Source organism: Chromobacterium haemolyticum DSM 19808 (assembly GCF_000711885.1).
GTDB lineage: Bacteria > Pseudomonadota > Gammaproteobacteria > Burkholderiales > Chromobacteriaceae > Chromobacterium > Chromobacterium haemolyticum.
Genome location: NZ_JONK01000031.1, coordinates 26,604 through 51,041, shown reverse-complemented (window position 1 = coordinate 51,041; position 24,438 = coordinate 26,604). Strand labels below are relative to the sequence as shown.

General features: G+C 62.6%; 24 protein-coding genes. 15 read left to right on the top strand and 9 right to left on the bottom strand.

Features of this window, described 5'->3' with window-relative positions; genetic code table 11:
* Positions 1-68: 68 nt before the first annotated feature.
* The 7 genes from BR71_RS16425 to BR71_RS16395 all read left to right on the top strand — a co-directional run bounded on the left by BR71_RS16425 (position 69) and on the right by BR71_RS16395 (position 6,164).
* Complete coding sequence (locus BR71_RS16425) at positions 69-1,400, top strand: amidase (protein WP_043640004.1); 1,332 nt, start codon at positions 69-71, stop codon at positions 1,398-1,400.
* 11 nt (positions 1,401-1,411) lie between these two features.
* On the top strand, positions 1,412-1,723 hold the full coding sequence (locus tag BR71_RS16420; RefSeq protein ID WP_043639985.1) for a DUF1484 family protein: 312 nt from the start codon (positions 1,412-1,414) through the stop codon (positions 1,721-1,723).
* Between the two features lie 287 nt (positions 1,724-2,010).
* Entirely contained in the window at positions 2,011-2,343 is a 333-nt protein-coding gene (locus BR71_RS16415) for a hypothetical protein (RefSeq protein ID WP_019104087.1), read from the top strand.
* A gap of 74 nt (positions 2,344-2,417) precedes the next feature.
* A complete protein-coding gene (locus tag BR71_RS16410) occupies positions 2,418-3,041 on the top strand; it encodes a thiol:disulfide interchange protein DsbA/DsbL (protein WP_081556710.1) in 624 nt (207 codons plus the stop codon).
* Between the two features lie 260 nt (positions 3,042-3,301).
* A complete protein-coding gene (gene zapE, locus BR71_RS16405) occupies positions 3,302-4,465 on the top strand; it encodes a cell division protein ZapE (protein ID WP_043639979.1) in 1,164 nt (387 codons plus the stop codon).
* A 12-nt stretch (positions 4,466-4,477) separates the two neighbouring features.
* On the top strand, positions 4,478-5,059 hold the full coding sequence (locus tag BR71_RS16400) for a uracil-DNA glycosylase family protein (protein ID WP_043639975.1): 582 nt from the start codon (positions 4,478-4,480) through the stop codon (positions 5,057-5,059).
* Positions 5,060-5,243: 184 nt separating this feature from the next.
* Complete coding sequence (locus BR71_RS16395; RefSeq protein ID WP_043639972.1) at positions 5,244-6,164, top strand: alpha/beta fold hydrolase; 921 nt, start codon at positions 5,244-5,246, stop codon at positions 6,162-6,164.
* A 114-nt stretch (positions 6,165-6,278) separates the two neighbouring features.
* On the opposite strand, the gene efp is transcribed toward BR71_RS16395, so the two are convergent.
* From efp to BR71_RS16365, 6 genes are all read right to left on the bottom strand, one after another.
* A complete protein-coding gene (gene efp / locus BR71_RS16390; RefSeq protein WP_019103034.1) occupies positions 6,279-6,842 on the bottom strand; it encodes an elongation factor P in 564 nt (187 codons plus the stop codon).
* A 61-nt stretch (positions 6,843-6,903) separates the two neighbouring features.
* Complete coding sequence (gene earP, locus BR71_RS16385; RefSeq protein ID WP_043639968.1) at positions 6,904-8,049, bottom strand: elongation factor P maturation arginine rhamnosyltransferase EarP; 1,146 nt, start codon at positions 8,047-8,049, stop codon at positions 6,904-6,906.
* A gap of 318 nt (positions 8,050-8,367) precedes the next feature.
* Positions 8,368-9,669, bottom strand: coding sequence for a NupC/NupG family nucleoside CNT transporter (locus BR71_RS16380; protein WP_039755819.1), 1,302 nt, complete (start codon positions 9,667-9,669; stop codon positions 8,368-8,370).
* Between the two features lie 282 nt (positions 9,670-9,951).
* Positions 9,952-10,137, bottom strand: a complete 186-nt coding sequence (ccoS, locus tag BR71_RS16375) for a cbb3-type cytochrome oxidase assembly protein CcoS (protein WP_043639964.1) — start codon at positions 10,135-10,137, stop codon at positions 9,952-9,954.
* Positions 10,137-12,572 carry a heavy metal translocating P-type ATPase gene (locus BR71_RS16370; protein ID WP_043639959.1) on the bottom strand — a complete coding sequence of 812 codons (2,436 nt, stop codon included), beginning with the start codon at positions 12,570-12,572 and terminating at the stop codon, positions 10,137-10,139. The genes ccoS and BR71_RS16370 overlap by 1 nt, the downstream gene beginning before the upstream one ends.
* A 127-nt stretch (positions 12,573-12,699) precedes the next feature.
* Positions 12,700-13,365, bottom strand: a complete 666-nt coding sequence (locus BR71_RS16365; RefSeq protein WP_043639956.1) for a 7-cyano-7-deazaguanine/7-aminomethyl-7-deazaguanine transporter — start codon at positions 13,363-13,365, stop codon at positions 12,700-12,702.
* Positions 13,366-13,539: 174 nt separating this feature from the next.
* Here BR71_RS16365 and BR71_RS16360 point away from each other — a divergent pair, with 174 nt between their 5' ends.
* Positions 13,540-14,526, top strand: a complete 987-nt coding sequence (locus tag BR71_RS16360) for an NAD(P)H-quinone oxidoreductase (RefSeq protein WP_043639952.1) — start codon at positions 13,540-13,542, stop codon at positions 14,524-14,526.
* A 218-nt stretch (positions 14,527-14,744) separates the two neighbouring features.
* On the opposite strand, the gene BR71_RS16355 is transcribed toward BR71_RS16360, so the two are convergent.
* Together BR71_RS16355 and BR71_RS16350 are read right to left on the bottom strand one after the other, a co-directional pair.
* Positions 14,745-16,052: an enoyl ACP reductase FabMG family protein gene (locus BR71_RS16355; protein ID WP_043639949.1), complete on the bottom strand. Its 1,308-nt coding sequence runs from the start codon at positions 16,050-16,052 to the stop codon at positions 14,745-14,747.
* Between the two features lie 120 nt (positions 16,053-16,172).
* Positions 16,173-17,048, bottom strand: coding sequence for a hypothetical protein (locus BR71_RS16350; protein ID WP_043639945.1), 876 nt, complete (start codon positions 17,046-17,048; stop codon positions 16,173-16,175).
* A 139-nt stretch (positions 17,049-17,187) separates the two neighbouring features.
* Between BR71_RS16350 and typA the strand changes: the two genes are divergently transcribed.
* A complete protein-coding gene (gene typA, locus BR71_RS16345; protein WP_043639942.1) occupies positions 17,188-19,008 on the top strand; it encodes a translational GTPase TypA in 1,821 nt (606 codons plus the stop codon).
* Positions 19,009-19,067: 59 nt separating this feature from the next.
* On the opposite strand, the gene BR71_RS16340 is transcribed toward typA, so the two are convergent.
* Positions 19,068-20,105 carry an NAD(P)H-dependent flavin oxidoreductase gene (locus tag BR71_RS16340; protein WP_043639939.1) on the bottom strand — a complete coding sequence of 346 codons (1,038 nt, stop codon included), beginning with the start codon at positions 20,103-20,105 and terminating at the stop codon, positions 19,068-19,070.
* 115 nt (positions 20,106-20,220) lie between these two features.
* Here BR71_RS16340 and BR71_RS16335 point away from each other — a divergent pair, with 115 nt between their 5' ends.
* The 6 genes from BR71_RS16335 (at position 20,221) to uppS (ending at position 24,437) form a co-directional block, all read left to right on the top strand.
* Positions 20,221-20,412, top strand: coding sequence for a hypothetical protein (locus tag BR71_RS16335; RefSeq protein WP_019103093.1), 192 nt, complete (start codon positions 20,221-20,223; stop codon positions 20,410-20,412).
* Between the two features lie 145 nt (positions 20,413-20,557).
* Positions 20,558-21,286: a 30S ribosomal protein S2 gene (gene rpsB, locus BR71_RS16330; RefSeq protein WP_019102339.1), complete on the top strand. Its 729-nt coding sequence runs from the start codon at positions 20,558-20,560 to the stop codon at positions 21,284-21,286.
* Positions 21,287-21,355: 69 nt separating this feature from the next.
* Positions 21,356-22,222, top strand: coding sequence for a translation elongation factor Ts (gene tsf / locus BR71_RS16325; protein ID WP_019102340.1), 867 nt, complete (start codon positions 21,356-21,358; stop codon positions 22,220-22,222).
* Positions 22,223-22,314: 92 nt separating this feature from the next.
* Complete coding sequence (gene pyrH, locus BR71_RS16320; RefSeq protein ID WP_019104408.1) at positions 22,315-23,034, top strand: UMP kinase; 720 nt, start codon at positions 22,315-22,317, stop codon at positions 23,032-23,034.
* A 76-nt stretch (positions 23,035-23,110) separates the two neighbouring features.
* Positions 23,111-23,668, top strand: a complete 558-nt coding sequence (frr, locus tag BR71_RS16315; RefSeq protein ID WP_043639935.1) for a ribosome recycling factor — start codon at positions 23,111-23,113, stop codon at positions 23,666-23,668.
* A gap of 79 nt (positions 23,669-23,747) precedes the next feature.
* Positions 23,748-24,437, top strand: a complete 690-nt coding sequence (gene uppS / locus BR71_RS16310) for a polyprenyl diphosphate synthase (protein ID WP_240314884.1) — start codon at positions 23,748-23,750, stop codon at positions 24,435-24,437.
* The last annotated feature ends 1 nt before the right edge of the window (position 24,438 follow it).

The following is a 24,438-nucleotide window of genomic DNA, read 5'->3' as shown; positions in this document are numbered from 1 at the left end:
GCCGTTTTTAGGAGAGCCTTATGTCGCAATGCCATGAGTTTGCCACGTGTCACAGCAAGGCGTTTGTCATGAAGTCCACCGTGATGCAATTGCACAGGGACTTGCTGTCAGGCAATACCAGCAGCGTGGCGCTGACGGAGCAGGCGCTGGCCGCCATCGCCAGCCACCAGGAGGCCGGCGAGCGGGCTTTCACCCTGGTGGACGCCAAAGCCGCGCTGGCCACGGCCCGGCAGGTGGACGCCGCCGGGGTCTATCCCACTCCGCTGGCGGGCATTCCCGTATCGGTCAAGGATCTATTCGATATCCAGGGCCAGGTCACCACCGCCGCTTCCCTCGTGTTCACGCACAACCCGCCGGCGTCCCGGGATGCTGCCGTGGTGGCGACGCTGCGCGCCGCCGGCGCGGTGTTGCTGGGGCGTACTAATATGAGCGAGCTCGCATGCTCCGGCCTGGGGCTGAATTCGCACTACGGCACGCCGCTTAATCCCGGAGATCCGGAGCGCGTGGCGGGCGGCTCCAGTTCCGGCGCGGCGGTCAGCGTGGCCCTGGGCATGAGCGCGGCCGGGCTGGGCATCGATACTGGCGGCTCCGCGCGCATCCCCGCCGCCTTTTGCGGCCTGGTTGGCTTTAAACCCACCGCGCGGCGGGTGCCGATGCAGGGCTGCCTTCCTTTATCGCCGTCGCTGGACTCCGTTGGAACGCTGGCGCGTTCGGTTTCTTGCTGCGCCATCCTGGACGCGGTGCTCAGCGGCGGCTGGACGCCCTCCCACGCGCGCGGCCAGCCGCCCGATGTGAAAAAACGCCGTTTCTACGTGACTGACGATTATCTTTCCGAGCACGTGGACTCCGCCGTGGCGCAGGCCTTTGACGACGCCCTGGCACGCCTGTCTCAGGCTGGCGCTCGCATTATCCGTTTCGATTTTCCCGAGTTGGGGCGGATTGCGGACATGGAGGCTCAAGGTGGGTTGGCGGCGGCGGAGGCTTGGCGGTGCCACGGCCCGTTGCTGGAGGGAGAGGGCTGCGCTTGCTATGACCGGCGCATTGTCCGAGACCTGCGACAAGGGGCCGGCCTGAGCGCGGTCAGGTATCAGGAACTGATGGAGCAACGCCGCGAGTTGCAAGCCGCTGCCGCGTATCGCTTGTCCATGGCCGACGCCTGGCTGATGCCCACGGTGGCGATTTTGCCGCCCAAGCTGGCGGAGCTGGAGAACGAGGACGTTTACGCTCGGCTGAACCGGCTGGTTCTGCGCAACAGTGCCGTCGTCAATCTGTTGGATGGCTGCGCGGTGAGCTTGCCGCTGACGGATCAGATTGGTTTGAGCGTGTGCGGGCTGCATGGCCGCGACTCCCATATTTTGAAAATCGCCGCCGGCGTTGAATACGCGCTGGCTCACCCATAAGGAGAGCGGCGATGAAAGACCAATTGCCCGTGATGGAGCAACTGAAACAACTGAATCAGGACTTGCTCGAGGCCCGGCCGGATCAGACCGCGTTGTCTCAGCTTGGCCGGCAGATGGCCGAGCAGTGCGCGGAAATGGACGCTTGCCTGTTGCAAGGCTTGATGGAGATTCGTTCGGCTCATGTCGGCTTGCAAGCCATCCTGACCTTGCTGCAACGCCGCGACGAGCCCTTGCTGTTTAGCAGCGAGGAGGCGGTGGCTTTGCTGGAACCGGTGCAACAGCGTCTGTATCACGGCTTGAACGGTCTTAACCGCCTGGTTTGAGCCTTGCTTCCGCGCCCGCAATAAAGCGTGGCTGAGCCGGCTTTTCGTACTGGTCAGATATTTTTTCGCGGAGCGTTTGCGCATACTTTGCCCATCTTATGCGGCGTTCTTTGCATAGGGTCTCACGCCGATCCCCCGGTGTTGAGCTGCCTAGTGTCTATTGCAAACCCATCATGTTTGCCTCCCTCTCCCTGCGTGGAGAGGGATATTTTTTTAACCGGAACCCCGCTCCGGCCTGTCGGCATGCGCTGATCGCGCCGTTTGCGAGCCATCTGCCAGGAGAACGCATGAACTTCAATATGAATGCCGCCCAGTTCCAGCACAAATTGGCCGAAATGGAGGAGGAAAACCTCATGCTGCGCTTGCAGCTGGATGTTTACCGCGATGAGCTGTTCAAGAAGTACGAGTCGTTTCTCGATGAGAAACTGACAACGGAAATGGAGAAAAAACTGAGCCTGGACGTGCGCAAGGCGGAGGCGGACATGCGGCATAGGTTGCAAGAGGAAATCAAGCTGCTGAAAGAGGAGTTGCAGCGCCTGCGTGGGCCGGCCAAATCCGAAATCAAGCTGAACAAGGTGGACAAGCCGGTTGAGGTGCCGACTTTGTTGGCCACGGCCTGAGAGTTAACCCCGCCCTTGAACGCGAGGCATGTACTGAGACGGAGCCCGACGGCGGAATCAATGGAGTGTAGTGAATGAGAGCGTTACTGTTGTTGTGTTGGTTTGTTCTGGCGCTGGGCGCGGCGCAAGCGCAGATCGTGGTGGGGAAGGATTACCTGGTGTTGCCCAAGCCGCATCCGGTGTCCAGCGGCGAGCAGATTGAGGTGGCGGAGTTTTTCTCCTACCCATGTCGACATTGCTACTCTCAAGACGCCGCGATATCCGCCTGGCTGAAGACCCAGCCAGCGGACGTGCGGGTGGTGCGCAAGCATGTGGTGTGGGGTAAACCGATGGAAGGGTATGCGCGGGTGTTCGCCACCTTGAACGTGTCCGGCCTCTCGGACCGTTTGCATGGCGCGGCCTTCCGCGCGGTGCAGCATGACAAGGTCGATCTGAGCAAGGAGGCGGAGTTTGAGAAGTGGTTGCGCCGCCAGCCGGGCGTGGACGTTGCCAAGACCATGGCGGTGTATCGATCCTTCGCGGTGAAGGCTCAAGTGGAGGCTATCGCCCAGTTCACCAAGGATTACCGTATCTTCAGCACGCCCATGCTGGTGGTGGACGGCAAGTACGCGATTGCCGCGGCCCCGCCGGAGCGTACGCGGGAGGTGCTGGACGCCTTGCTGAGCAAGGTGCGGGCGCAAAGAGGCGGTTTAGTCTGAGAACCTGTTCATAGTCTGCTGCGCTTCGTGAAGCGTCGCACGGTGAGTACAAGCTCAAAATGCTCATGTACCACGTGACCATTCCGCTTTTTCGCTTGTTTTCGCCTTGTCTCGCCCTAGCTCGCGAGACTTTGAACAGGTTCTGAGTCTGTTCTAAAGAACGCCGCCCCTTTCGGGCGGCGGCATCGTTTTTGCCCCCGTGCGCAAACGGGGTATGATGTCAGGCCGTACGTTTATTGTGCTTGCACACTCCGCCGCCCATGTCTCAGCACACTTTCTCCCCGGATGGGAACGCCCATCTCAGCCCCAAGGCCTGGTATCAGGCCGCCAGCGAAAAACCCGGTTTCATCCACGACGAGGCCCAGGCCGCGGCGATTGAGGAGCTGGACTTGCTGTGGCACCAACTGGTGGAGTTCAAGAACAAGCGCAACCGCTTCCTTGGACGCAGCCTGCGCAGCCCGGATGTGCCCAAGGGCCTGTATTTCTGGGGTGGGGTGGGGCGCGGCAAGAGCTTTCTGATGGACGCCTTCTACGCCTGCGTGCCGTACCGCCGCAAGCGTCGCATTCATTTCCACAACTTCATGGCCGAGGTGCACCGCGAGCTGCGCGCGCTGGCCGGCAGCAAGGACCCGCTGCTGGCTTATGCCGACAAGATCGCCCGCGACACCCGCCTGCTGTGCTTCGACGAGTTCCACGTCAGCGACATCGCCGACGCGATGATGCTGGGCCGGCTGCTGTCGGCGCTGTTCGAGCGCGGCGTGGTGCTGGTCACCACCTCCAACTACGCGCCGGACGGCCTCTATCCCAACGGCCTGCAACGGCAGAACTTCCTGCCCACCATCGAGTTGATCAAGCGCGAGCTGAAAGTGCTGAACGTGGACGGCGGCAACGACTACCGGTTGCGAGAGTTGACGCGCGAGCCGCTGTTCATGGTGCCGGCGAACGCGGCCAGTGAGGAGAAAATGGAGCAGCTGTTCCAGCGCCTGAGCCACGGCGTGGAGCAGAAGAAACGCTCCATCCAGGTGCTGGGCCGCGAGATTCCGGTCAAGCGTCTGGCCGCCGGGGTGATCTGGTTCGATTTCCTGGCCCTGTGCGACGGCCCGCGCGCGCAAACCGACTACCTGGAAATCGCCACCGAATACCATACCGTCTTTGTTAGCGGCATTCCCAAGATCACCGCGCGCGAGGCGTCCATCGCCCGCCGCTTCACCTGGCTGGTGGACGTGTTCTACGACAACCGCGTCAAGCTGGTGGCCTCCGCCGCCGCCGAGCCGGAGCAGCTGTACACCGAAGGGGTGCAGGCCGGCGAATTCTTCCGCACCGCCAGCCGGCTGACCGAAATGCAGTCACGCAGCTATCTGGAGCTGCCGCACCAGTCCGTCGGCCAGACTCACGACCAGCCGCCGGCCGGCGTGGTGCTGTAAACGGCGACGCGCATGAACGCCGGCGGCCTGCTGCAAGAAGTGAGAGCTTGCCGGCTGTGCGCGGACAAGCTGCCGCATGGTCCGCGCCCGGTGCTGCAGTGGCATCCGGATGCGCGCATCCTGATTGCCGGCCAAGCGCCGGGGCGGCGCGTGCATGCGTCCGGCCTGCCGTTCGACGACCCCAGCGGCGAGCGTTTGCGCGATTGGCTGGGTGTGGACAAAACGGTGTTTTACGATGAGACCCGCATCGCCATTCTGCCGATGGCTTTCTGTTACCCCGGTACCGGCAAGTCCGGGGATCTGCCTCCGCCTCCGCAATGCGCGGCCGCCTGGCGTCAGCCTTTGCTGGCCGGTCTGCCTCATCTGCAATCGACGATTTTGCTGGGTCAGTACGCCCAGCGGTATCACCTGCCTGGCCGTTATCCGCGGCTGACCGAGGCGGTGGAGCGCTGGCGCGAGCACTGGCCGGCGCTGTTGCCCTTGCCGCACCCCAGCCCGCGCAATCAACTGTGGCTGCGCCGCCATCCCTGGTTCGAGGCCGAACTGCTGCCGGCTTTGCGGCAGAGGGTGGCAGAGGTGCTGGAGCGCGGCTGAGAACCGGTTTACGATCTGCTGCGCGCTGTGAAACGTGGCTCGGTGAGTGCAACTTCGAAATGCTCATATACCACGTGTACATTCCGCTTTCTCAGCTGTTTTCGCCTTGTCTCGCTCCTGCTCGCGAGACTGAGAACAGGCTCTAAGCACTATTCACCATCGATGGATTTCCAAGGAGGTTGCAATGTGGCGACGTTGGATCTGGAATGGCAAGCAACGATTGTTTGACTGGGGAGTGCGTCAGCAGCGGCGCTGGGCCGGGCTGAAGCCGCGACGGCGCAGGCTGGAGCAGGGTGAATTGAGCTGGTTGGAGCGCGCCGCGCCGGCGGGCGCGCCGGTGCTGGTGCTGCTGCATGGCTTTGGCGCGGAAAAAGACCACTGGGCGATGCTGGCGCGTCGCCTGCCCAAGTCATTCCGGCTGATAGCACCAGACTTGCCAGGCCACGGCGACAGCATGTCCAACCTGGACATCAGCTACCGAGTGGAGGCGCAAGCGGATCGGCTGCGCGCGTTTCTGGAGGTTTGGGGCGTGGAGCATGTCCACTTGATCGGCAATTCCATGGGCGGCGCCATCGCCGCCAACTTCGCCGCGCGTTATCCGCGGCACGTGGCCAGCCTGACCCTGCTCAACGCTGCCGGCGCCGGTTCCGGCAACGGCGACAACGCTAGTGAAATGGCTGGGCTGTGGCAGAGCAGCGGCGAGAACCCGCTGCTGGACATGAGCAGCGCGGACGGAGTGCGGGCGATGCTGCACTGGGCGATGTACCGGCCGCCGCCGGTGCCCGGCTTCGCCATCGAGGTGACGGCGGCGCGCAAGGCGGAACGCGTTGAGGTGGAGCGCAAGATTTTCGACGACCTGTTAGACAGTGTGGACCAGCGGCCCTTGCTGGCGAGCATCCAGGCGCCGACTTTGATCGTCTGGGGCCGCGAGGACCGCATCCTGCATGTGGAGGACGCGGATTGCTTCGCCGCCGCCATCGCCGGCAGCGAAAAGCAGGTGTTGGAGCGGGTGGGTCATCTGCCGATGATGGAACAGCCGCGCCAGGTAGCGGAGCTGTGGCTGGATTTTGCGCGGAGGCGGGTCTTGCAGGCAGGGCAGGGCTAAGTGCTGGCCTCGATTGCGATCGGGTGCTGAGGCGCGGTCCGACATCGCTCAAAACAAAAGCCGCCCGGCGCATTGGCGCGAGGCGGCTTTGGGCACTGCGAAGCAAGAGGGCGCTTAGGCGCGCTTCTTGAATTCGTTGGTGCGGGTGTCGATTTCGATCTTTTCGCCGGTGTTGACGAAGGCCGGAACCTGAACTTCGAAGGTGGTGCCCACCAGGCGAGCCGGCTTCAGCACTTTGCCGGAGGTGTCGCCGCGTACGGCCGGTTCGGTGTATTCCACTTCGCGGATCACGGTGGTCGGCAGTTCAACGGAGATGGCCTTGCCGTCGTAGAAGGTCACTTGGCACACTTCTTCCATGCCGTCGACGATGTAGTTCAGCGTGTCGCCCAGATTGTCGGCTTCCACTTCGTACTGGTTGAATTCGGTGTCCATGAACACGTACATCGGATCGGCGAAGTAGGAGTAGGTGCAGTCCTTGCGGTCCAGCACGATGACGTCGAACTTGTCGTCTGCGCGATATACGGCTTCGCTGCCGGCGCCGGTCAACAGGTTCTTCATCTTCATTTTCACAACGGAGGCGTTGCGGCCGGATTTGCTGAATTCAGCCTTCTGCACGACCATCGGGTCGCTGCCTACCATGAATACGTTGCCGGCGCGGAGTTCTTGTGCGGTTTTCATTACTAAAAGTCCCAAACTCTTGATTGAAGTCGGAAAAAAGGTTTCCGAAAAACGGCGTATTTTAGCCGATTTCCCGGACAAAGTGCAGTAGTCTGTCGCCCAGATCACCGTCCGCCAGCAATTTTTCCGGCCAGATGGCGGCGTGTTCGCGCCATGCGGGCAGCCATGCGGCCAATTCCGTCCATGCGGCGGCCATATCGGCGCCGTGGTTCCAGGCATGGCTGGCGGCGGTCAGCGCTTGCGCCGCTCCGGCGGGCAGCGCCGCGCCGTACTGTGACAAAAAGGCATCAAGCTTGGCCAGATGGGCGTCGTCGTCCTGCGGGTAGATGTGCCAGAGAAACGGCCTGCCCGCCCATTGCGCCCGCACGAAGCTATCTTCGCCTCGCACCAGATTAAGGTCGCAGGACCACAGCAGCAGGTCGTAGCTGTCCTGGTCGGTCATCGGCAACACTTTGACCGTCAACGAGCCCTGGCGCGCCAGCATGCCGGCGCGCAATGGGTAGCCGAAGACGCGGGCCGCGTCCGGCAGCGCCTTGCCTTCCGGCAATAGGCAGGTCACCCGGCGTTCGCCCAACGCCCAGGCGGCCAGGAGGCTGGTGATGGCCGGGTTTTCATAGGCGAACAGGCTGACTCGCCATTCGTCCGCGGCCGGTTCCGGCAGCTCCAGTAGCTGCCAGTAGGCGCGGCGCGCTAGCGTGTCGTCCTGCCATTGGCGGCGGACGTCTAGCAGGCCCTGCTCGCAAATCAGGCCGCCGGTATCCGCACCGAAGCCGGGAAAAAAGAAGTGCTTGGTCAGCGGCAAGCGCGGGTGGGGAGAGGGTTGGCGGTGGCAGCCACGCGTCCAGTCTTCCGCCGACAGGTATTCCAGATTGATCCACACGGGCTTGATCGCCTTGGCCGCCATTGCCTGTTCAAAGCCTTCCGGCAAGCGGCAGCCGAAGGCCTCGATCACCACGTCGGCAGGCATGGTGTCGGCCGGCGGACCGTCCGCCGGCCAGTGACGGATGTCGATGTCGGCCAGGCGTTGGGCCGGCAGGGCCGGGTCCAGATCGGGTGCGATACGGGCGAAGCTGGCCAGGTCGTCCACCCAAAGCCGCACCTCCAGCCCGAAGTCGTGGGCCAGCCGGCGCGCCAGCCGCCAGGCGACACCGATGTCGCCATAGTTGTCGACCACGGCGCAGAAGATATCCCAGTGTTTGCGTTCCATTAGCGGTGCCGCGCGTGAAAATGGCGGCAGCTTAGCACGCCGCCGCGGATTAATGAAAAACCCCGCGACGGAGCGCGGGGTTGCATAAAGATTAAGACGCCGCGCACAAAGGCCTGAGTTCGTAGCGTGGGCAAGTCCTTTGGGCTTGCCCACGCTACAACTAGATCAAAACGCGGTGATTGTTTTTAGAACCGGTTTACGATCTCCCGAGACAAGGCGAAAACGGCTGAGAAAGCGGAATGTACGCGTGGTACATGAGCATTTTGAAGCCGCTTTCAACGCCGTATCGCCGACGCCCAGCAGATCGTAAACAGGTGCTTAGAAAATGGACATCCACAGGCCGGCGGTGGTCGCGGTCATGAAGCCCGCCATCACCGCGGCGGCCAGCGCGCGCATGCCGATCTGGGCCAGTTCCTTCTGTCGCGACGGGGCCAGCGCGCCGATGCCGGCTACGCAAATGCCCACCGAGCTGAAGTTGGAGAAGCTGGACAGTGCGAAGGTGGAAATCAGGATGGCTTGAGGCGACAGGGTGCCGGCGGCCTTCATCTTGGCCAGGTCCAGGTAAGAAATGAACTCATTGACCACGATCTTTTGGCCCAGCAGGCTGCCCACTTCCAGGGTTTCGTGCCAGCTCACGCCCATCATGAAGGCGAACACGCGGAAGGCCTGGCCAAACAGGTATTGCAATGTCAGCCCGTCGAACACGCCGTTGGTGGAGGCCTTGATCATCTCGTTGACGCCCAGCGCCGCGCCGATGCCGTCCTTCACGACGAAGTTGGCCAGCGCGATCATGGACACAATCGCCAGGATGATGGTGGCCACCGCGGCGGCCATCTTCATGCCGGACATCGCGCCGTTGACGATGGCGTTGATGAAGCTGCCCTGATCGTCTTCCTGGCTGTAGTCCAGCTTGTCGCTGGAGGTATGGCCGCGATCGGTTTCCGGGTAGATGATTTTGGCGAATACCGCGGCGGCCGGCGCGTTCATGAAGGAAGCCATCAGCAGATAGGTGGCGAACTTGGCTTGTTCCGCCGGATTGCTGCCGCCGAGGAAGGCGACATAGGCGGCCAGTACGCCGCCGGCCAGCGTGGACATGCCGGCAATCATCACGCAGGCCAGCTCGGAGCGGGTCATGTGCTTGATATAGGGGCGGATCAGCAGCGGGGCCTCGGTCTGGCCGAGAAAGATATTGCCCGCCACGGTCAGACTTTCCGGGCCGGACAGCTTCATGCTGCGTTTCATCACCCAGGCCATGCCGGCCACCACGCGTTGCAGGATGCCCAGATGGTAGAGCAGGGCGCTGAAGGCGGAGAAGAAGATGATCACGGGCAAGACCATGAAGGCGAACAAGAAGCCCATGCTGCCGTTGGGTTTGGCCAGGTCGCCGAACACGAAGGTGGCGCCTTCGCCGGAGAAGGTCAGTACTTTGGCGAAGCCGGAGCCGAAGGCTTCGAACACCGCGCGCGCGGCCGGTACGTAGTTGATGACCAAGAACAGCGTGCTTTGCATGATCAGGCCGATCAGCACGATGCGCCAGTTGATGGCTTTGCGATTGGTGGACAGCGCATAGGCGGTGCCCAGCAGGAACAACATGCCGACGAGAGCTTGTAAGGTATTCACGAACAACCCTGAGATGAAGGTGCGGAAGCTGACCGGCTGGCGCATGGCGCCGGGCCAGGCGGATCCAACGATTATTAGATGATGATTAGCTAATATTGCTCAAGGGGCGCGATTTTACAGCAAAAATCGGAGAACGAAAGCGATTGAAGCGCTTTGTCCTTGATTTTATTCGATTTGGGTGAGGGTTCGGTCCGCTGCGGGACAATGGGGCGCACCGCGGCGGGTCGGGAAAAACCGGCGCACGGACGGCGCCGGGAGTGGTTTGGACGGGTGGACGGCGCTTTAATCGCCGCGCGGAGCATCGCCACCGCCGCCGCCGTCCTTGGGCTTGTCGTCGTCCATCAGAATGCGATGCGCCGGGCCTTCCATATCGTCGAACTGGCCGTTGCGGGTGGCCCACCAGAAAATGCCGCCGATGACGAAGGCCAGCACCAGGCTGAGCGGAATGAGCAGATACAGGCTTTCCATCAGGATTTCCGTTTGACCAGTCGGAGGGCGTTGCCGACTACGATGAGAGAGCTGGACGCCATGCCCAGGCTGGCGATCCACGGCGTAACGTGGCCGGTGATGGCCAAGGGCAGCGCCACGATATTGTAAGCGGCGGCCCACCACAAGTTTTGACGTATCACAGACAAGGTCTTGCGAGACAGTTCGAACGCGTTGGCGATCAGCCCCAGCCGGTCGCCAATCAGTACCATGTCGCCGCTGGCGCGCGCCACGTCGGTGCCGCCGCCCATGGCGATGGACACGTCGGCCTTGGCCAGCACCGGCGCGTCGTTGATGCCGTCGCCCACCATCAGCACGCGCTTGCCGGCGGCTTGCAGCCGGCCGACGTAGGCCAATTTATCCTCCGGCGCGGCGCGGGCGATATGCGCGTCCATGTCCAGCTGGCGCGCCAAATTGGAGACAGGGCCGGCGCCGTCGCCGCTGAGCAGATGCACGCGCAGGCCGCGCTGTTTCAACTGGCGCAGCAGCGGCGCGGCGTCGGCGCGCACGGCGTCGCCGATGGCGAACAAGGCGACCAGTTCCGTTTCGTCAGCCAGCGCGATCAGGGTTTTGTCGCCGTGCCAGTCTGCGGAAGGAAGAGGGCAGCCGCCCAACTGAGCGGCGATGAATTCCGGCGAGCCTATGCGCCAGTCGCGGCCGTTCAGCCGGCCGCTCACGCCTTGACCCGGATGGTTGCGCAGCGCTTCCGCCGCCTGGTGCGGGCCGTCGCCGGCGGCGGCCAGCAGCGCGCGCGCCACCGGATGCTCCGAGCCCTGCTCCAGCGCCGCCGCCGTGGCCAGCGCCGCCGCCGCGTCGCGGCCGGGGGCGGTCCAGCTGTCCAGCAGCCGCATGTCGCCATGGGTCAGGGTGCCGGTTTTGTCGAAGACCACGTCGCTGATCTTGGGCAGGGTCTCCAGCGCGTGGCCGCGGGTGGTCAGCACCCCCAGGGCCGCCAGGTGGCCGGAGGCGGCGGTCAAGGCCGCCGGGGTGGCCAGAGACAGCGCGCAGGGACAGGAAATCACCAGCACCGCCACCATGATCCATAGCGCGCGGTCCGGTTCGATGTAGTGCCAGCCCAGGTAGGTGCCGGCCGCGGCCAGCAGCAGCAGCGCGACGAACCAACTGGCGAAGCGGTCGGCGATCACCGCCAGCCGCGGTTTTTCCGCCAGCGCCTGGTCCAGCAGCCGCACGATGCCGGCCAGCCGGGTGTCCTGGCCGGTCTGTTCCACCCGCACCACCAATGGGCTGGCGGCATTGACGCTGCCGGCGATCACCGCTGCGCCGGCGTCCTTGGTCACCGGGCGGCTTTCGCCGGTCAACAGCGCTTCATTGCTGGCGCTATGGCCGTCCAGCACCAGGCCGTCGGCGGGAATGGTCTCGCCGGGTTTGACCAGAATCACGTCGCCGGGGCGCAACTGCGCCACGGTGGTTTCCTCGCTTTGGCGGTTATCCGGCCAGCCGGTCAGGCGATGAGCGAAGGCGGGGATCAGCTTGACCAGGCTTTCCGTGGCCTCGCCGGCTTTGCGCCGGGCGATGCCCTCCAGGTAGCGGCCGCCCAGCAGCAGGAACACGAACATCGACACCGAGTCGAAGTAGACGCCGTGTTCCACTTTGTTGATCAGCGCCCAGAAGCTGGACAGGAAGGCGGTGAGGATGCCGATGGTCACCGGGGTGTCCATGCCCACGCGCCGGGTTTTGAGGTCGCGCCAGGTGGCGCGGTAGAAGGGCACGGCGGAGTAGAGCACCACCGGCAGAGTCAGGATGAAGCTGGACCAGTGCAACAGCCATAGAAAGTCCGGCGTGATCTCGCCGTCCGGCGCCAGGTAAATAGGCACCGCGTACATCATCACCTGCATCATGGACAGGCCGGCGGCCCACAGGCGGTTGATCGCCTGCTTGCGTTCTTTCTGGTTCAGCGCTTCCTGGCGCTCGGCGTCGTAGGGGTGGGCGCGGTAGCCGATGGCGCTGACCGCCTCCAGGATGGCGGACAATTGGACCCGGCTATTGTCCCAGCGCACGCGAGCGCGATGGTTGCTGTAATTGATGTCGACGCTGACAATGCCGGGCAACTGGCGGATGTGCTGCTCGTTGAGCCAAACACAGGCGGCGCAGGTGATGCCTTCCAGCATGAGGGAGGCTTCTCGCAGGTTTTCCGCTTCAAAGCGCACAAAGCTGCGCTGCAGCTCGTCGGAATCGTAGAGTTTGATCTGCTCCAGCAACTCGCGCGGCACCGGCTCGGCCTGGCGTGCCCCTTCGGTGCGGTGCTGGTAGTAATCGGACAGGCCGGACTGGATGATGGTGACCGCCACCGCTTGGCAGCCGGCGCAACAGGTGGGCTGATCGACTTCGCGGTATTTGACCGGGAACTGGACGTCGGGCGGCACCGGCAGGCCGCAATGGAAGCAGTTTTCACTCATGATGGCCGATTGTAATCAATCCGGCCGTGTTTGGCTTGTGTCGGCGCGTTGGAAAAGGCCGTGTCGGCCCCCATCTGCTGGGGGCGTTTGATCTGAAGGCGGGGCGGCTCAGATCATGGACACGTTCTCAGGCCGCGCGCAGCTGCGGCTCCACGCCGCGCAAGCTCAGTTGCTTCAGGATGCGGTTCAGGATCACGCCGTACATGGGCAGGAAGAACAGCAGGCAGATCAGTAGTTTGAAGCTGTAGTCCACTAGCGCTATTTCCACCCAGTTGGCGGCCATGAACGGGTCGCTGCTCTGGTAGAAGGCAATGAAGAAGAAGGCCAGCGTGTCGCTGATATTGCCGAACAACATGGCCGAGGCCGGAGCGATCCACCAGGTTTTCAACTGTCGCAAGCGGTTGAACACCTGCACGTCCAGGATTTGGCCCAGCGCGTAGGCGGCGAAGCTGGCGACGGCGATGCGGGCGACGAAAAGGTTGAAGCTGGCCAGCGCGGCGACGCCTTGCCAGGCGCCTTGGTAGAACAAGGTGGAGATCAGGTAAGAGATCGCCAGTGCCGGCAACATTGCCGCGAAAATGATGCGACGGGCAAGCTGTGCGCCGAACACGCGCACGGTCAGGTCGGTGGCCAGGAAGATGAACGGAAAGGTGAACGCGCCCCAGGTGGTGTGGAAGCCGAACACGGTGATGGGCAGTTGGACCAGATAATTGCTGGACGCGATGATGGCGATGTGGAACAGGGACAGCCACAGCAGCGCGGACAGCCGCTGTTGGCGGGTAAAGCTAAACATGATGTCGGCCTTTTTGTTTGGATTGGGGTGAGGGAACCCAGTGTTGCGAGACGGTAGTCCTGCCTCGGTCCGACGCGCGGTATCCAGGCAAGGGCCGAAATCATACTCGTCCAAGCCCGGCTTGGCAAAATTTTTGTATTGCTAATCAGTTGTTTGTCAGTGGAAGGGGGACGTATGTTGGCAGTTGTGCAGTCGGCTCCAGGCGGAGTCGACACCTTGCAGGTGGACGAAATCGCGCCGCCGCTTCGGGGCGCCGGGCAGCTATTGGTGCGGGTCATGGCCGCGGGCGTCAATCGCGCCGATCTGGCGCAGCGCGCCGGACATTATCCGCCCCCGCCGGGCGCCAGCCCCATTCTGGGTCTGGAGGTGGCCGGGGTGGTGGAAGAGGTGGACGCGGGTTCGCGTTTTCAGCCTGGAGATGCGGTGTTCGGCCTGATCAGCGGTGGCGGCTACGCGGAATACGCGGTGCTGGAAGAAGCCCTGGCCATCGCCAAGCCGGACTGGCTGTCCTGGGTGGAGGCGGCCAGCCTGCCCGAGGCCTGGATGACGGCCTGGTTCAATCTGGTGGAAAAAGCCAGCTTGCAGGCCGGAGAGACTGTGCTGGTGCACGCCGGCGCCAGCGGCGTGGGCGCGGCGGCAATCCAGTTGGCTGGTCTATTGGGCGCGCAGGCCTACGCCAGCGCGGGCAGCGAGGAGAAGGCGGCGTTTTGCCGCGAGTTGGGCGCGGTCCAGGCGTTCAACTACCGGCAGACGCCGGCCTTCGGGCCCATGGTCAAGGACTGGGGAGGCGTCGACGTGGTGCTGGACCCGGTGGGCGCCAGCTATCTGAACGATAATCTGTCGACCTTGAAGCCGGATGGGCGGTTGGTCAATATCGGCCTGCTCGGCGGCGCCAAGGCGGAGCTGAATCTTGGAGCACTGCTGATGAAGCGCATCGCGCTGATCGGTTCCACGCTGCGGCCGCAGCCCTTGGAAGTGAAGGCGCGCTTGGCGCGGGCGGTGGAAGCTCGGATTTTGCCGGCGCTGGAGCAGGGCAAGCTGCGCCTGACGCTGGATTCCAGCTACCCCTTGACTCAGGTAGCCGATGCGCACGCCTACGTGGAGGCCAACCGCAATCTGGGGAAGGTGGTGTTGACCTTGTTTCCGGTGTTGGCGGGCTGAGAAGCTGTTTACGATCTGCTGCGCGTCGTGAGGCGCGGCCCGGTGAGTGCCGCATTCGAAATGCTCATGTGCCGTATGACCATTCCGCTTTCTCGGCGGTTCTCGCCTTGTCTCGCTCTTGCTTGCGAGATCGTCTACACGTTCTGAGAGGTGCGTTGAATGAAAAAGCGCGCCCAGATGGGCGCGCCGGTTTGTGTGTGGCCTCGGGCGGAGCGGGCTTAGCCGTGCATCCGGTTCAGATGGCGCGCGATGATGTCGTGGTTCAGCCACAGCACCGGGCCGGCGGGCGCGGCGGCTTCGTGGAACATCAGCGGGCCGGTGGCGTCGATCACCAGGCTGCTCAGGTGGTCGGTGATCAAGGCCTTCTTGTCCTGGTGCATATCCACGATGGCGTCGGACGTGCCTATCATCACCTCGGCCAGCTCCGGGCTGTTCGGCATCGGCCAGGCGTCGAAATTGCGGAAGCCGCACATCACCTCGCCGCTATTGAGCGCGTCTATCTTCTCCAGTACTTCTTCCAGCGTGTGGCCGTCCTGCAGCAGGGCGGCGCAGGCTTGCCATTGCGCGTCGGCCCAAGCGCCGCCGTCCTCGCGTTTCAAGGCGCGCAGCAACGCCAGCAGCGGCAGCTCCACGCCGACGAAGATGTCCGAGGAGTTGGTGCGGATTTCCGGGCAGTTGAACACCGTGGCCTTGACGCCCTGTTCCCAGGCGGCGCGGGCGATGTTTTCCAGGCGCATCTTGGCGTAGCCCTGGGTGTAGTTGGTATAGGTCTGCCACTGGTAATCGCCGTCGATCAGGATCTCGGTGCCGTGGTAGCCGTAGGCGGTGTAGCGCACCTGACCGCCTGCGGCTTCCAGCCGGCTGCGCAGCGCCGCGCTGCCGTCTATCAGGTGCTGGAAGGTGTTGGCGGTGACTTCGTCGAAGTTTTGCAGGATCAGCTTGCCCAGATCGCTGTCCAGCAGCGCCTGGGTGGACAGGAAGCGCTCGCCGCGGCCCTTGTAGACGCGGTTGGCGATGGCCAGGAAGACCTTGGCTTTGGGAATGCCGCCGGCCATGGTGTGGGCGAAGAACACGTTGCGGCCGTCGTCGATCATGGCGTCCAGCTGGGCCATCGCCTTGGCAACCCCATCCTTGAAGCGCTGCACGCCGATTTGGCGGCATTGTTCGATGTGAGCCCAGTCCAGTTTGTCGTCCTGCCAGCTTTTCAGGGTCAGGGAGGCCAGCAGCTCGGTTGGCGTCGGCGAGCCATCCTGGTCAAAGCCGGCCATCAGCGGCACATTGATCACGCGGCCGCCCAGATTGGCTTCGGCCGCGGCCAATTCTTCCTCGTTCAGCGGGCGTAGTTGGTTGTTTTCGTCGCGGCGGCCCACGGTCATGCCGATGATGTCCATGCCGGCCTTGCGCGCTTCATTGATCAGGCCGTTGGCGTAGCCGCGGCCGAACAGTTCGCCGAACAAGACGAAAACGTCGCCGGGGCGGAACAAGTTGCTTTGCGGAAGTTGTCTCAGGGCGCTTGTTTGAGCCATATCTTTCAGTCTTTCTCGATGAGGGCCGGCGCGGCGCGTGCTGGCGGGGCCGGTCGCTTGGATATATTGGAGTGATTGCTCGGATCGGGGGCATTTTACCCGCGTTCCGGTTTCAGGTGTTCAGTTGGACGGCAACGGCGACAGCGCTTCTATCAGCGCCACTTCCTGCGCATAGCTGAGCGCCTTCATCTTGGTTAGGAGCTTTTCCCCGTCCACTTTCCACTGCTGATCCAGTTCTTCCTCGATGATGCGCGCCTCCACCGCCAGCCACACGCCGCGGCAGGCGGCGGCGTCGTCGAAATGCACGCCTTTCAGTACTTGGGCGATCAGGTGCAGTTCCGGGTCGCTGAACTGGCGCGACAGCAGCGCCTGTTCGCGACGTACGATCTCGGCGTAGCGGTCGCAAATCTGCCGCACCCGCGCGGCGTCGCCGTAGTGGGCGGGCTCGTCGGCCGGAGCGCTCAGCGCGCCGTGCTGGAACCAAGCGTCCAGGGCGGGTTTCAGTTGCGGCAGGTCTTCGTGCCAAACGCGGGTCAATGCTTCGCGGAAGCGGGCGTTGTCGGTGAAGGACAGTTCGTCGAAGGGCATGGCCGGCACCACGCCTTCGTCCAGCGCGCGCTTGCCTACCCAGATCCGGCCTTCTTCGTCGCGGCTGACCGCGGCGCGCCAGACCGCCTGCTCTTCAGTGGCCAGGTTGTCGACATGGATTTCGATGTAGGGCGGGGCGATGTCCTGCTCCTCGTCCTCGGTGACGAAGCGCAGTGTGATGTCGAACAGGCTGTGCTTGGCGATCTCCAGCAGTTGCAGGCCGTCTTTGTGGCCGGCCAGCAGGTAGCGGTCGCCATTGTCGTAGACGGCCACGTCTTCTATGTCCGCGGCCGGCTTGATCAGCGTGGCGGACAAGGCGTCTGCCAACTGGTTGGCGTCGTTGTGCTGGACGGCGTAGCCGGTGCGGTAGGCCTCGTGTTCCTTCCATAAGGCGTTCCAGTCGTACATAGCGCGTTTCCTCGTCGAAAATCGGTTTGCCGCGCAGTGTACGCAAAAGCCCAACGCTTGTCGCCCGCCGGAATTTTTGGTAGGGACTGTTTTTTGTGCTATTATCCAGCGATTTTTCTGTATCCATCCTCCTCCAAAAATGACCCGACAAATTCGCAATATCGCCATCATCGCCCACGTCGACCATGGCAAGACCACGCTTGTAGACCAACTGCTGCGTCAATCCGGTACCTTCCGCGAGAACCAGCAGGTGGACGAGCGTGTAATGGACAGCAACGATCTTGAAAAAGAACGCGGCATCACCATTCTGGCCAAAAACACCGCCATCGAATACGAAGGCGTGCACATCAATATCGTCGACACTCCGGGACACGCCGACTTCGGCGGCGAAGTTGAGCGCGTGTTGGGCATGGTGGACGGCGTGCTGCTGTTGGTTGACGCCGTAGAAGGCCCGATGCCGCAAACCCGTTTCGTCACCAAGAAAGCGCTGGCGCTGGGTCTGCGCCCGATCGTGGTGATCAACAAGGTGGATCGTCCGGGCGCGCGTCCGGACTGGGTGGTGGATCAGACTTTCGACCTGTTCGACAAGCTGGGCGCGACTGACGAACAGCTGGACTTCCCCATTATCTACGCTTCCGGCCTGAACGGTTTCGCCAAGCTGGAGCTGGAAGAAGAGTCCGACAATATGCGCCCGCTGTTCGACACCGTGCTCAAGCACGTGCCGACCCCGCCGGGCAGCGCCGACGCGCCGCTGCAACTGCAGATTTCCGCGCTGGACTACTCCACTTACACTGGCCGCCTGGGCGTGGGCCGCGTGCTGAACGGCCGCATCAAGCCGGGTCAGCAAGTGGTGGTGATGAACCATGACGATCAAGTGGCTTCCGGCCGCATCAACCAAGTTCTGGGTTATCAGGGCCTGGACCGCGTTCCGGTTGAAGAAGCCGAGGCGGGCGACATCATCATCATCTCCGGCATCGAGGATATCGGCATCGGCGTGACCATTTGCGACAAAGAGCAGCCGGTAGGCCTGCCGATGCTGTCCGTGGATGAGCCGACGCTGACCATGGACTTCATGGTGAACTCCTCGCCGCTGGCCGGCACCGAAGGCAAGTTCGTGACCTCGCGTCAAATCCGCGATCGTCTGACCAAGGAACTGCTGACCAATGTGGCGCTGCGCGTGGAAGACACCGGCGACTCCGACGTGTTCCGCGTGTCCGGTCGTGGCGAGCTGCACCTGACCATTCTGCTGGAAAACATGCGTCGCGAAGGCTTTGAAATGGCCGTGGCCAAGCCGCGCGTGGTGTTCAAGGAGATCGACGGCCAGAAGTGCGAGCCGTACGAAAACCTGACCATCGACCTGGAAGACGATCACCAGGGCGGCGTGATGGAAGAAATCGGTCGTCGCCGCGGCGAACTGACCAATATGGAATCCGACGGCAACGGCCGCACTCGCCTGGAATACCATATTCCGGCGCGCGGTCTGATCGGCTTCCAGTCCGACTTCATGACCATGACTCGCGGCACCGGCTTGATGAGCCACGTGTTCGACGACTACGCGCCGGTCAAGCCGGATATGCCGGGTCGTCACAACGGCGTGCTGATCTCGCAAGAGAACGGCGAAGCGGTGGCTTACGCGCTGTGGAAGCTGGAAGACCGCGGCCGCATGTTCGTGGCCCCGGGCGAGAAGCTGTACGAAGGCATGATCATCGGTATTCATAGCCGCGACAACGATCTGGTGGTGAACCCGGTCAAGGGCAAGCAGTTGACCAACGTGCGCGCCTCCGGCACCGACGAAGCCGTGCGTTTGACCACGCCGATCAAGTTGACCTTGGAGTCCGCGGTGGAGTTCATCGACGACGACGAGTTGGTGGAAATCACGCCGAAGTCCATCCGCATCCGCAAGCGTTATCTGAACGAATCGGATCGTCGCAAGATGGCCAAAGCCAACGCCGCGTCCTGATTCACGCTGGCCTTGCAAAAACCGCCGTTCCCTTAATGGGGGCGGCGGTTTTTTATTTGTCAGAGGTCCAGGGCGGCGAGTCTTTGCCGGCAGGCGTGCGCTTCGGTCAGGATGCGCTCGAACAACTCGGCAACGCCGGGCACATCGTCGATCAGGCCCTGGGCCTGGCCAATCAGCTGCACGCCTTTGTCGTGGTCGCCGTCCTCTATCGCCAGCCGGATGGATTCTGTGGCGGCGCCGAACTGCGCCAGTTGCCGCAGTGCTTGGGGTTGGCTCAGCAGGCCGCCCAGCACGACTTTGGCGATGGGCATGCCCAGCTTGCGCGCGGCGGCGCTGGCGCGCCAGGCGGCGGCCAGCAGGCTAAGCGGCTTGCGCGTGGCTTGGCGAGCGGCGGGGGTGTCCATCACTCGGCACCACAGGCCGTCGAAGTTCTTGGAGTACAAGGTGTCGGCCACGCCGCGTTGCCGAATCATCTCCTTGGTGCGCTGGTGCACAGGGCTTTCCTTGCTCATGGCCAGTCGCGTGCCCATTGCCACGGCATCGGCGCCCAGCGCCAGCGCGGCAATCAGGCCCTGGCCGTCGGCAAAGCCCCCGGCTGCGATGATGGGCAAGGCGCTGGCCTTGCGGATGGCCGGGATCAGTGCCAGCGAGGTGACGGCGCCGCCGTGGGCGGCGGCCTCGTGGCCGGTGACCAGCAGGGCGTCGGCGCCGGAGGCTTCCGCCGAGCGCGCGTGCTTTTCCGTCACCACGGTGGCGATGGTCTTGCCGCCGTAGGCGTGAGCGCGTTCAATCAGCCAATCGCCCTTGCCCAGCGAAAAATTGATCACAGGCACGCGTTCTTCCAGGGCGACCATGGCGTTTTCCTTGGCGCCTGGCATCATGAGCGTGCAGCCGACGCCAAAGGGCCGGTCGCTCAGTTCGCGCACGCGGCGGATGGCTTGTCGCGTCAGTTCTGGTGTCAGCGGGCCGGTGGCGAGTATGCCCAGGCCGCCGGCGTTGCCGACGGCGGCCACCAGTTCCGGGGTGGCGATGTAGCTCATGCCGGGGCAGATTAGCGGGCGCTGGATGTCGAGCAGTCGGGTAATGGCGGTTTGCATGGGGCGGGGCTCGCTTTACAATATCGGTCGGTCGAGGGTTGGCGGGCGCAATGGGCTGGACCCGGCGCTGTCATTGTTGTCGGCTTTGCCGGAAAATTCAAACGATTGTTTAAATATGCTGCTGATCGTGTTGCTGGGCTGGCTTTACGTGGTGCTGATGCTGGCGGTGGCGCAGCACAGCGTGCTGGCTTCGCTGTCCATCTTGTTCTTTCTGGGCGTGCTGCCCACCTTTTTTGTGGCACGGATGACGCGGCGCAAACTGCGCCGTCAGCGTGAAAAAGCGCGCGAGGCGCGCGACGAGGCTTGAGCGGATCGCCGTCCGGTGCTAGAATCCCGCGTCCCTTGCCATACTGGCGGGGGAAAATCATCTATTACGCACATCCGCGCCAAAGGGTGCCTCGTTTCGAGGTTGTCTGCGCGGATGGAGGCTTAACCCTTTAAGGAGTTTTTGCATGTCCACCAACGTTACCATGCGTCAAATGCTTGAGGCCGGCGTTCACTTCGGCCACCAAACCCGCTTCTGGAACCCGAAGATGGCTAAGTACATCTTTGGCAGCCGCAACAAGATTCACATCATCAACCTGGAAAAGACTCTGCCGCTGTTCGTGGAAGCCCAGGATTATGTGCGTCGTCTGGCCGCCAACAAAGGTTCCATCATGTTCGTGGGCACCAAGCGTCAGGCTCGTGAGATCGTACGTGAAGAAGCTGCCCGTTGCGGCATGCCGTTTGTTGACCACCGCTGGCTGGGCGGCATGCTGACCAACTACAAGACCGTGAAGCAGTCGATCAAGCGTCTTGAAGAGAAGCGCGCCATTCTGGAATCCGCTGGCGATACCGGTTACAACAAGAAAGAACTGCTGGACCTGCAACGCGAAGTCGACAAGCTGGAGCGTTCGCTGGGCGGCATCAAGGATATGAAGGGCCTGCCGGACGCCATCTTCGTTATCGACACTGGCTACCAGAAGGGCACCATCGTCGAAGCCAAGAAACTGGGTATCCCGGTTATCGGCGTTGTTGACACCAACAACACCCCGGACGGCATCGATTACGTGATCCCGGGCAACGACGACTCCAGCCGCGCCATCCGCCTGTACGCTCGCGGCATGGCCGACGCGGTGCTGGAAGGCCGCGCCCAGTCTCTGCAAGAGATCGTGGCTGCTGAATCGGCTCAAGCCGAGTAAGCAGACGAAAAGGGGGCGCAAGCCCCTTTTTTTAGACCCACGTAATCAAAATCATTAGGAGTGCGAAGTATGGCGGAAATTACCGCAAAAATGGTTTCGGATCTGCGCGCGGCTACCGGCCTCGGCATGATGGAATGTAAAAAAGCTCTGGTGGAAGCCGAAGGCGACGCTGCCAAAGCTGAAGAAATCCTGCGCATCAAGTCCGGCAACAAGGCTTCCAAGATGGCTGGCCGCGTGGCTGCTGAAGGCATCATCGGTTCCTTCGTTGAAGGCGGTGTTGGCGCCCTGGTGGAAGTCAACTGCGAAACCGACTTTGTTGCCAAGGACCCGACCTTCCTGGCTCTGGCCGCCGCTGCCGCCAAGGCTGTTGTGATCGCCAACCCGGCTGACGTGGAAGCACTGTCCGCTGTGGAAATCGACGGCCAGTCCGTTGAAGACATCCGCAAGGCCGCCATCGCCAAGCTGGGCGAGAACATGACCATCCGTCGTTTCGTTCGCTACCAGACCGAAGGCGCTATCGCCACCTACCTGCACGGCGCCAAGATCGGCGTGATCGTCGACTTCGCCGGCGAAGAGCAAGTGGGCAAGGACGTGGCCATGCACATCGCCGCTTCCAAGCCGATCTGCGTGTCCAAGGATCAGGTTCCGGCCGAAACTCTGGAACAAGAGCGCAAGATCTACACCGCGCAGGCCGCCGAATCCGGCAAGCCGGCCGACATCGTCGCCAAGATGGTGGAAGGCCGCGTCAACAAGTTCCTGGCCGAAGTGACCCTGATGGGCCAACCCTTCGTCAAGAACCCGGACGTGACCGTTGAAAAGCTGCTGGCCGAGAAGAAGTCCTCCGTCAAGGCGTTCGCCATGTTCGTAGTGGGCGAAGGCATTGAGAAGAAAGTAGTAGACTACGCCGCTGAAGTGGCTGCAGCCGCCAAGCTGTAAGATCTCAGTCGCGAGACGTATTGACGGCACCCTGCCTGCAGGGTGCCGTTTTGCAAACTAAAAACCGAATATCCAGCCAAACCGAGGTTACCATGAGCCAAGTTCCTGCCTATAAACGCATCCTGCTGAAACTGTCCGGCGAAGCCCTGATGGGCGATGACAACTATGGCATCAACCGCACCACGATCGAGCAGATCGTGGGGCAGATCAAGGAGGTGGTGGAGCTTGGCGTGCAAGTGGGCGTGGTGATCGGCGGCGGCAATATCTTCCGCGGCGTGGCGCCGGCTGCTGCGGGCATGGACCGGGCCACCGCGGACTATATGGGCATGATGGCGACGGTAATGAACGCGCTGGCGCTGAAGGACGCGATGACCAAGGCTGGGTTGATCGCGCGCGTGCAGTCGGCGCTGACCATGCAGCAGATCGCGGAGCCTTATGTGCGCGGCAAGGCCATGCAGTACCTGGAGGAGGGCAAGGTGGTGATCTTCGCCGCCGGCACCGGCAACCCCTTCTTCACCACCGACACCGCCGCGGCGTTGCGCGGCATGGAAATGAACGTGGACATCATGCTGAAAGCCACCAAAGTGGATGGCGTGTACACGGATGACCCGAAAAAGAACCCGGACGCGATACGTTACCAGACCTTGACCTTCGACGAGGCGATCTCGCGCAATCTCAAGGTGATGGACGCCACCGCCTTCGCGCTGTGCCGCGACCAAAACCTGAACATCAAGGTGTTCAGCATCTTCAAGAGCGGCGCGCTGACCCGGGTCGTGCTTGGCGAAGACGAAGGCACGCTGGTACACTGCTGAGTTTGAAAATTGCTGAAGGCGAAAGCGGCAATGGCCGTTTTCGCCTTGTCTTTTTAAGTTTCGATTTGGAGTAGACATGATTAACGACATCAAGAAATCTGCCGAGCAGAAAATGCAGAAGTCGCTGGAAGCGTTTAAGACCGACCTGAGCAAAGTACGCACCGGTCGCGCCCATACCGGCATTCTTGATCATGTCATGGTGGACTACTATGGCAGCGACGTGCCCATCAGCCAGGTGGCCAACGTGACGCTGGTGGACGCGCGTACGATCGGTGTGCAGCCCTGGGAAAAACCGATGCTGGCCAAGATCGAAAAAGCGATCCGCGACTCCGACCTGGGCCTGAACCCGGCCTCCATGGGCGAGATCATCCGCGTGCCGATGCCGATGCTGACCGAAGAGCGCCGCAAAGACCTGATTAAGGTGGTGCGCGGTGAAGCCGAGGGCGCGCGCGTAGCCGTTCGCAACATCCGCCGCGACGCCAACAACGAGTTCAAAAACCTGCTCAAAGACAAGGCCATCACCGAAGACGACGAGCGTCGCGGCCAGGATGACATCCAGAAGCTGACCGACAAATACACCGTCGAAATCGATAAGGTCCTGGCAGCCAAGGAAGCCGACCTGATGGCCGTCTAAGGAGCCCCGCGTTTTGTTTGCAAGCTCTACCAAGGATGTGCCGGAGGTGCGTTCCGTGCCGCGGCATATCGCCATCATCATGGATGGCAACGGTCGTTGGGCCAAGAAGCGTTTTTTGCCGCGCGTGGCCGGCCATAAGCGCGGCCTGGACACCGTGCGCGAGATCGTCGGAGCCTGCAAGGAGTTGGGCGTCGAATGTCTGACCCTGTTCGCGTTCTCCACCGAGAACTGGCGGCGTCCGCAGGAAGAAGTCTCCTTTCTGATGGACCTGTTCATTCGCGCGCTGGAGCACGAGGTGAGCAAACTGCACAACAACAATATCCGCTTGCGGGTATTGGGTTCTCGCGAGCGTTTCAGCGCGGATCTGCAGGAGCGCATCCTGCGCGCCGAGGAAAAGACCGCCGGCAACGATGGTCTGGCCTTGAACATCGCCGCCGATTACGGCGGCCGTTGGGATATCCTCAACGCGGTCAATAGCCTGATCGCCGAGGGCGTCACTCATATCGACGAAGAGGCGCTGACCCAGCGTCTGTCGATGCCGTGGGCGCCTGAGCCGGACCTGTTCATCCGCACAGGCGGCGAGCAGCGCATCAGCAACTTCCTGCTGTGGCAGTTGGCTTATTCCGAACTGCACTTCACCGAAACGCTGTGGCCGGACTTTGATCGCGCGGCGCTGGAAGCCGCCATCGCTTCTTACCAGTCCCGTGAACGCCGCTTTGGACGCACCAGCGAACAATTGCCCGAGCATCTGCGCCGGGATGGGCGCTAAG

What these genes read in the sequence shown, in the direction of transcription:
- BR71_RS16410 (WP_081556710.1), top strand. Translation starts at nt 2,418, where the DNA reads ATGAGAGCGTTACTGTTGTTGTGTTGGTTTGTTCTGGCGCTGGGCGCG.
- BR71_RS16370 (WP_043639959.1), bottom strand. Translation starts at nt 12,572, where the DNA reads ATGAGTGAAAACTGCTTCCATTGCGGCCTGCCGGTGCCGCCCGACGTC.
- ccoS (WP_043639964.1), bottom strand. Translation starts at nt 10,137, where the DNA reads ATGGAAAGCCTGTATCTGCTCATTCCGCTCAGCCTGGTGCTGGCCTTC.
- BR71_RS16355 (WP_043639949.1), bottom strand. Translation starts at nt 16,052, where the DNA reads ATGGCTCAAACAAGCGCCCTGAGACAACTTCCGCAAAGCAACTTGTTC.
- BR71_RS16395 (WP_043639972.1), top strand. Translation starts at nt 5,244, where the DNA reads ATGTGGCGACGTTGGATCTGGAATGGCAAGCAACGATTGTTTGACTGG.
- frr (WP_043639935.1), top strand. Translation starts at nt 23,111, where the DNA reads ATGATTAACGACATCAAGAAATCTGCCGAGCAGAAAATGCAGAAGTCG.
- pyrH (WP_019104408.1), top strand. Translation starts at nt 22,315, where the DNA reads ATGAGCCAAGTTCCTGCCTATAAACGCATCCTGCTGAAACTGTCCGGC.
- tsf (WP_019102340.1), top strand. Translation starts at nt 21,356, where the DNA reads ATGGCGGAAATTACCGCAAAAATGGTTTCGGATCTGCGCGCGGCTACC.
- BR71_RS16340 (WP_043639939.1), bottom strand. Translation starts at nt 20,105, where the DNA reads ATGCAAACCGCCATTACCCGACTGCTCGACATCCAGCGCCCGCTAATC.
- BR71_RS16425 (WP_043640004.1), top strand. Translation starts at nt 69, where the DNA reads ATGAAGTCCACCGTGATGCAATTGCACAGGGACTTGCTGTCAGGCAAT.
- zapE (WP_043639979.1), top strand. Translation starts at nt 3,302, where the DNA reads ATGTCTCAGCACACTTTCTCCCCGGATGGGAACGCCCATCTCAGCCCC.
- BR71_RS16365 (WP_043639956.1), bottom strand. Translation starts at nt 13,365, where the DNA reads ATGTTTAGCTTTACCCGCCAACAGCGGCTGTCCGCGCTGCTGTGGCTG.
- earP (WP_043639968.1), bottom strand. Translation starts at nt 8,049, where the DNA reads ATGGAACGCAAACACTGGGATATCTTCTGCGCCGTGGTCGACAACTAT.
- BR71_RS16360 (WP_043639952.1), top strand. Translation starts at nt 13,540, where the DNA reads ATGTTGGCAGTTGTGCAGTCGGCTCCAGGCGGAGTCGACACCTTGCAG.
- BR71_RS16350 (WP_043639945.1), bottom strand. Translation starts at nt 17,048, where the DNA reads ATGTACGACTGGAACGCCTTATGGAAGGAACACGAGGCCTACCGCACC.
- BR71_RS16420 (WP_043639985.1), top strand. Translation starts at nt 1,412, where the DNA reads ATGAAAGACCAATTGCCCGTGATGGAGCAACTGAAACAACTGAATCAG.
- typA (WP_043639942.1), top strand. Translation starts at nt 17,188, where the DNA reads ATGACCCGACAAATTCGCAATATCGCCATCATCGCCCACGTCGACCAT.
- efp (WP_019103034.1), bottom strand. Translation starts at nt 6,842, where the DNA reads ATGAAAACCGCACAAGAACTCCGCGCCGGCAACGTATTCATGGTAGGC.
- BR71_RS16400 (WP_043639975.1), top strand. Translation starts at nt 4,478, where the DNA reads ATGAACGCCGGCGGCCTGCTGCAAGAAGTGAGAGCTTGCCGGCTGTGC.
- rpsB (WP_019102339.1), top strand. Translation starts at nt 20,558, where the DNA reads ATGTCCACCAACGTTACCATGCGTCAAATGCTTGAGGCCGGCGTTCAC.
- BR71_RS16335 (WP_019103093.1), top strand. Translation starts at nt 20,221, where the DNA reads ATGCTGCTGATCGTGTTGCTGGGCTGGCTTTACGTGGTGCTGATGCTG.
- BR71_RS16415 (WP_019104087.1), top strand. Translation starts at nt 2,011, where the DNA reads ATGAACTTCAATATGAATGCCGCCCAGTTCCAGCACAAATTGGCCGAA.
- uppS (WP_240314884.1), top strand. Translation starts at nt 23,748, where the DNA reads ATGGATGGCAACGGTCGTTGGGCCAAGAAGCGTTTTTTGCCGCGCGTG.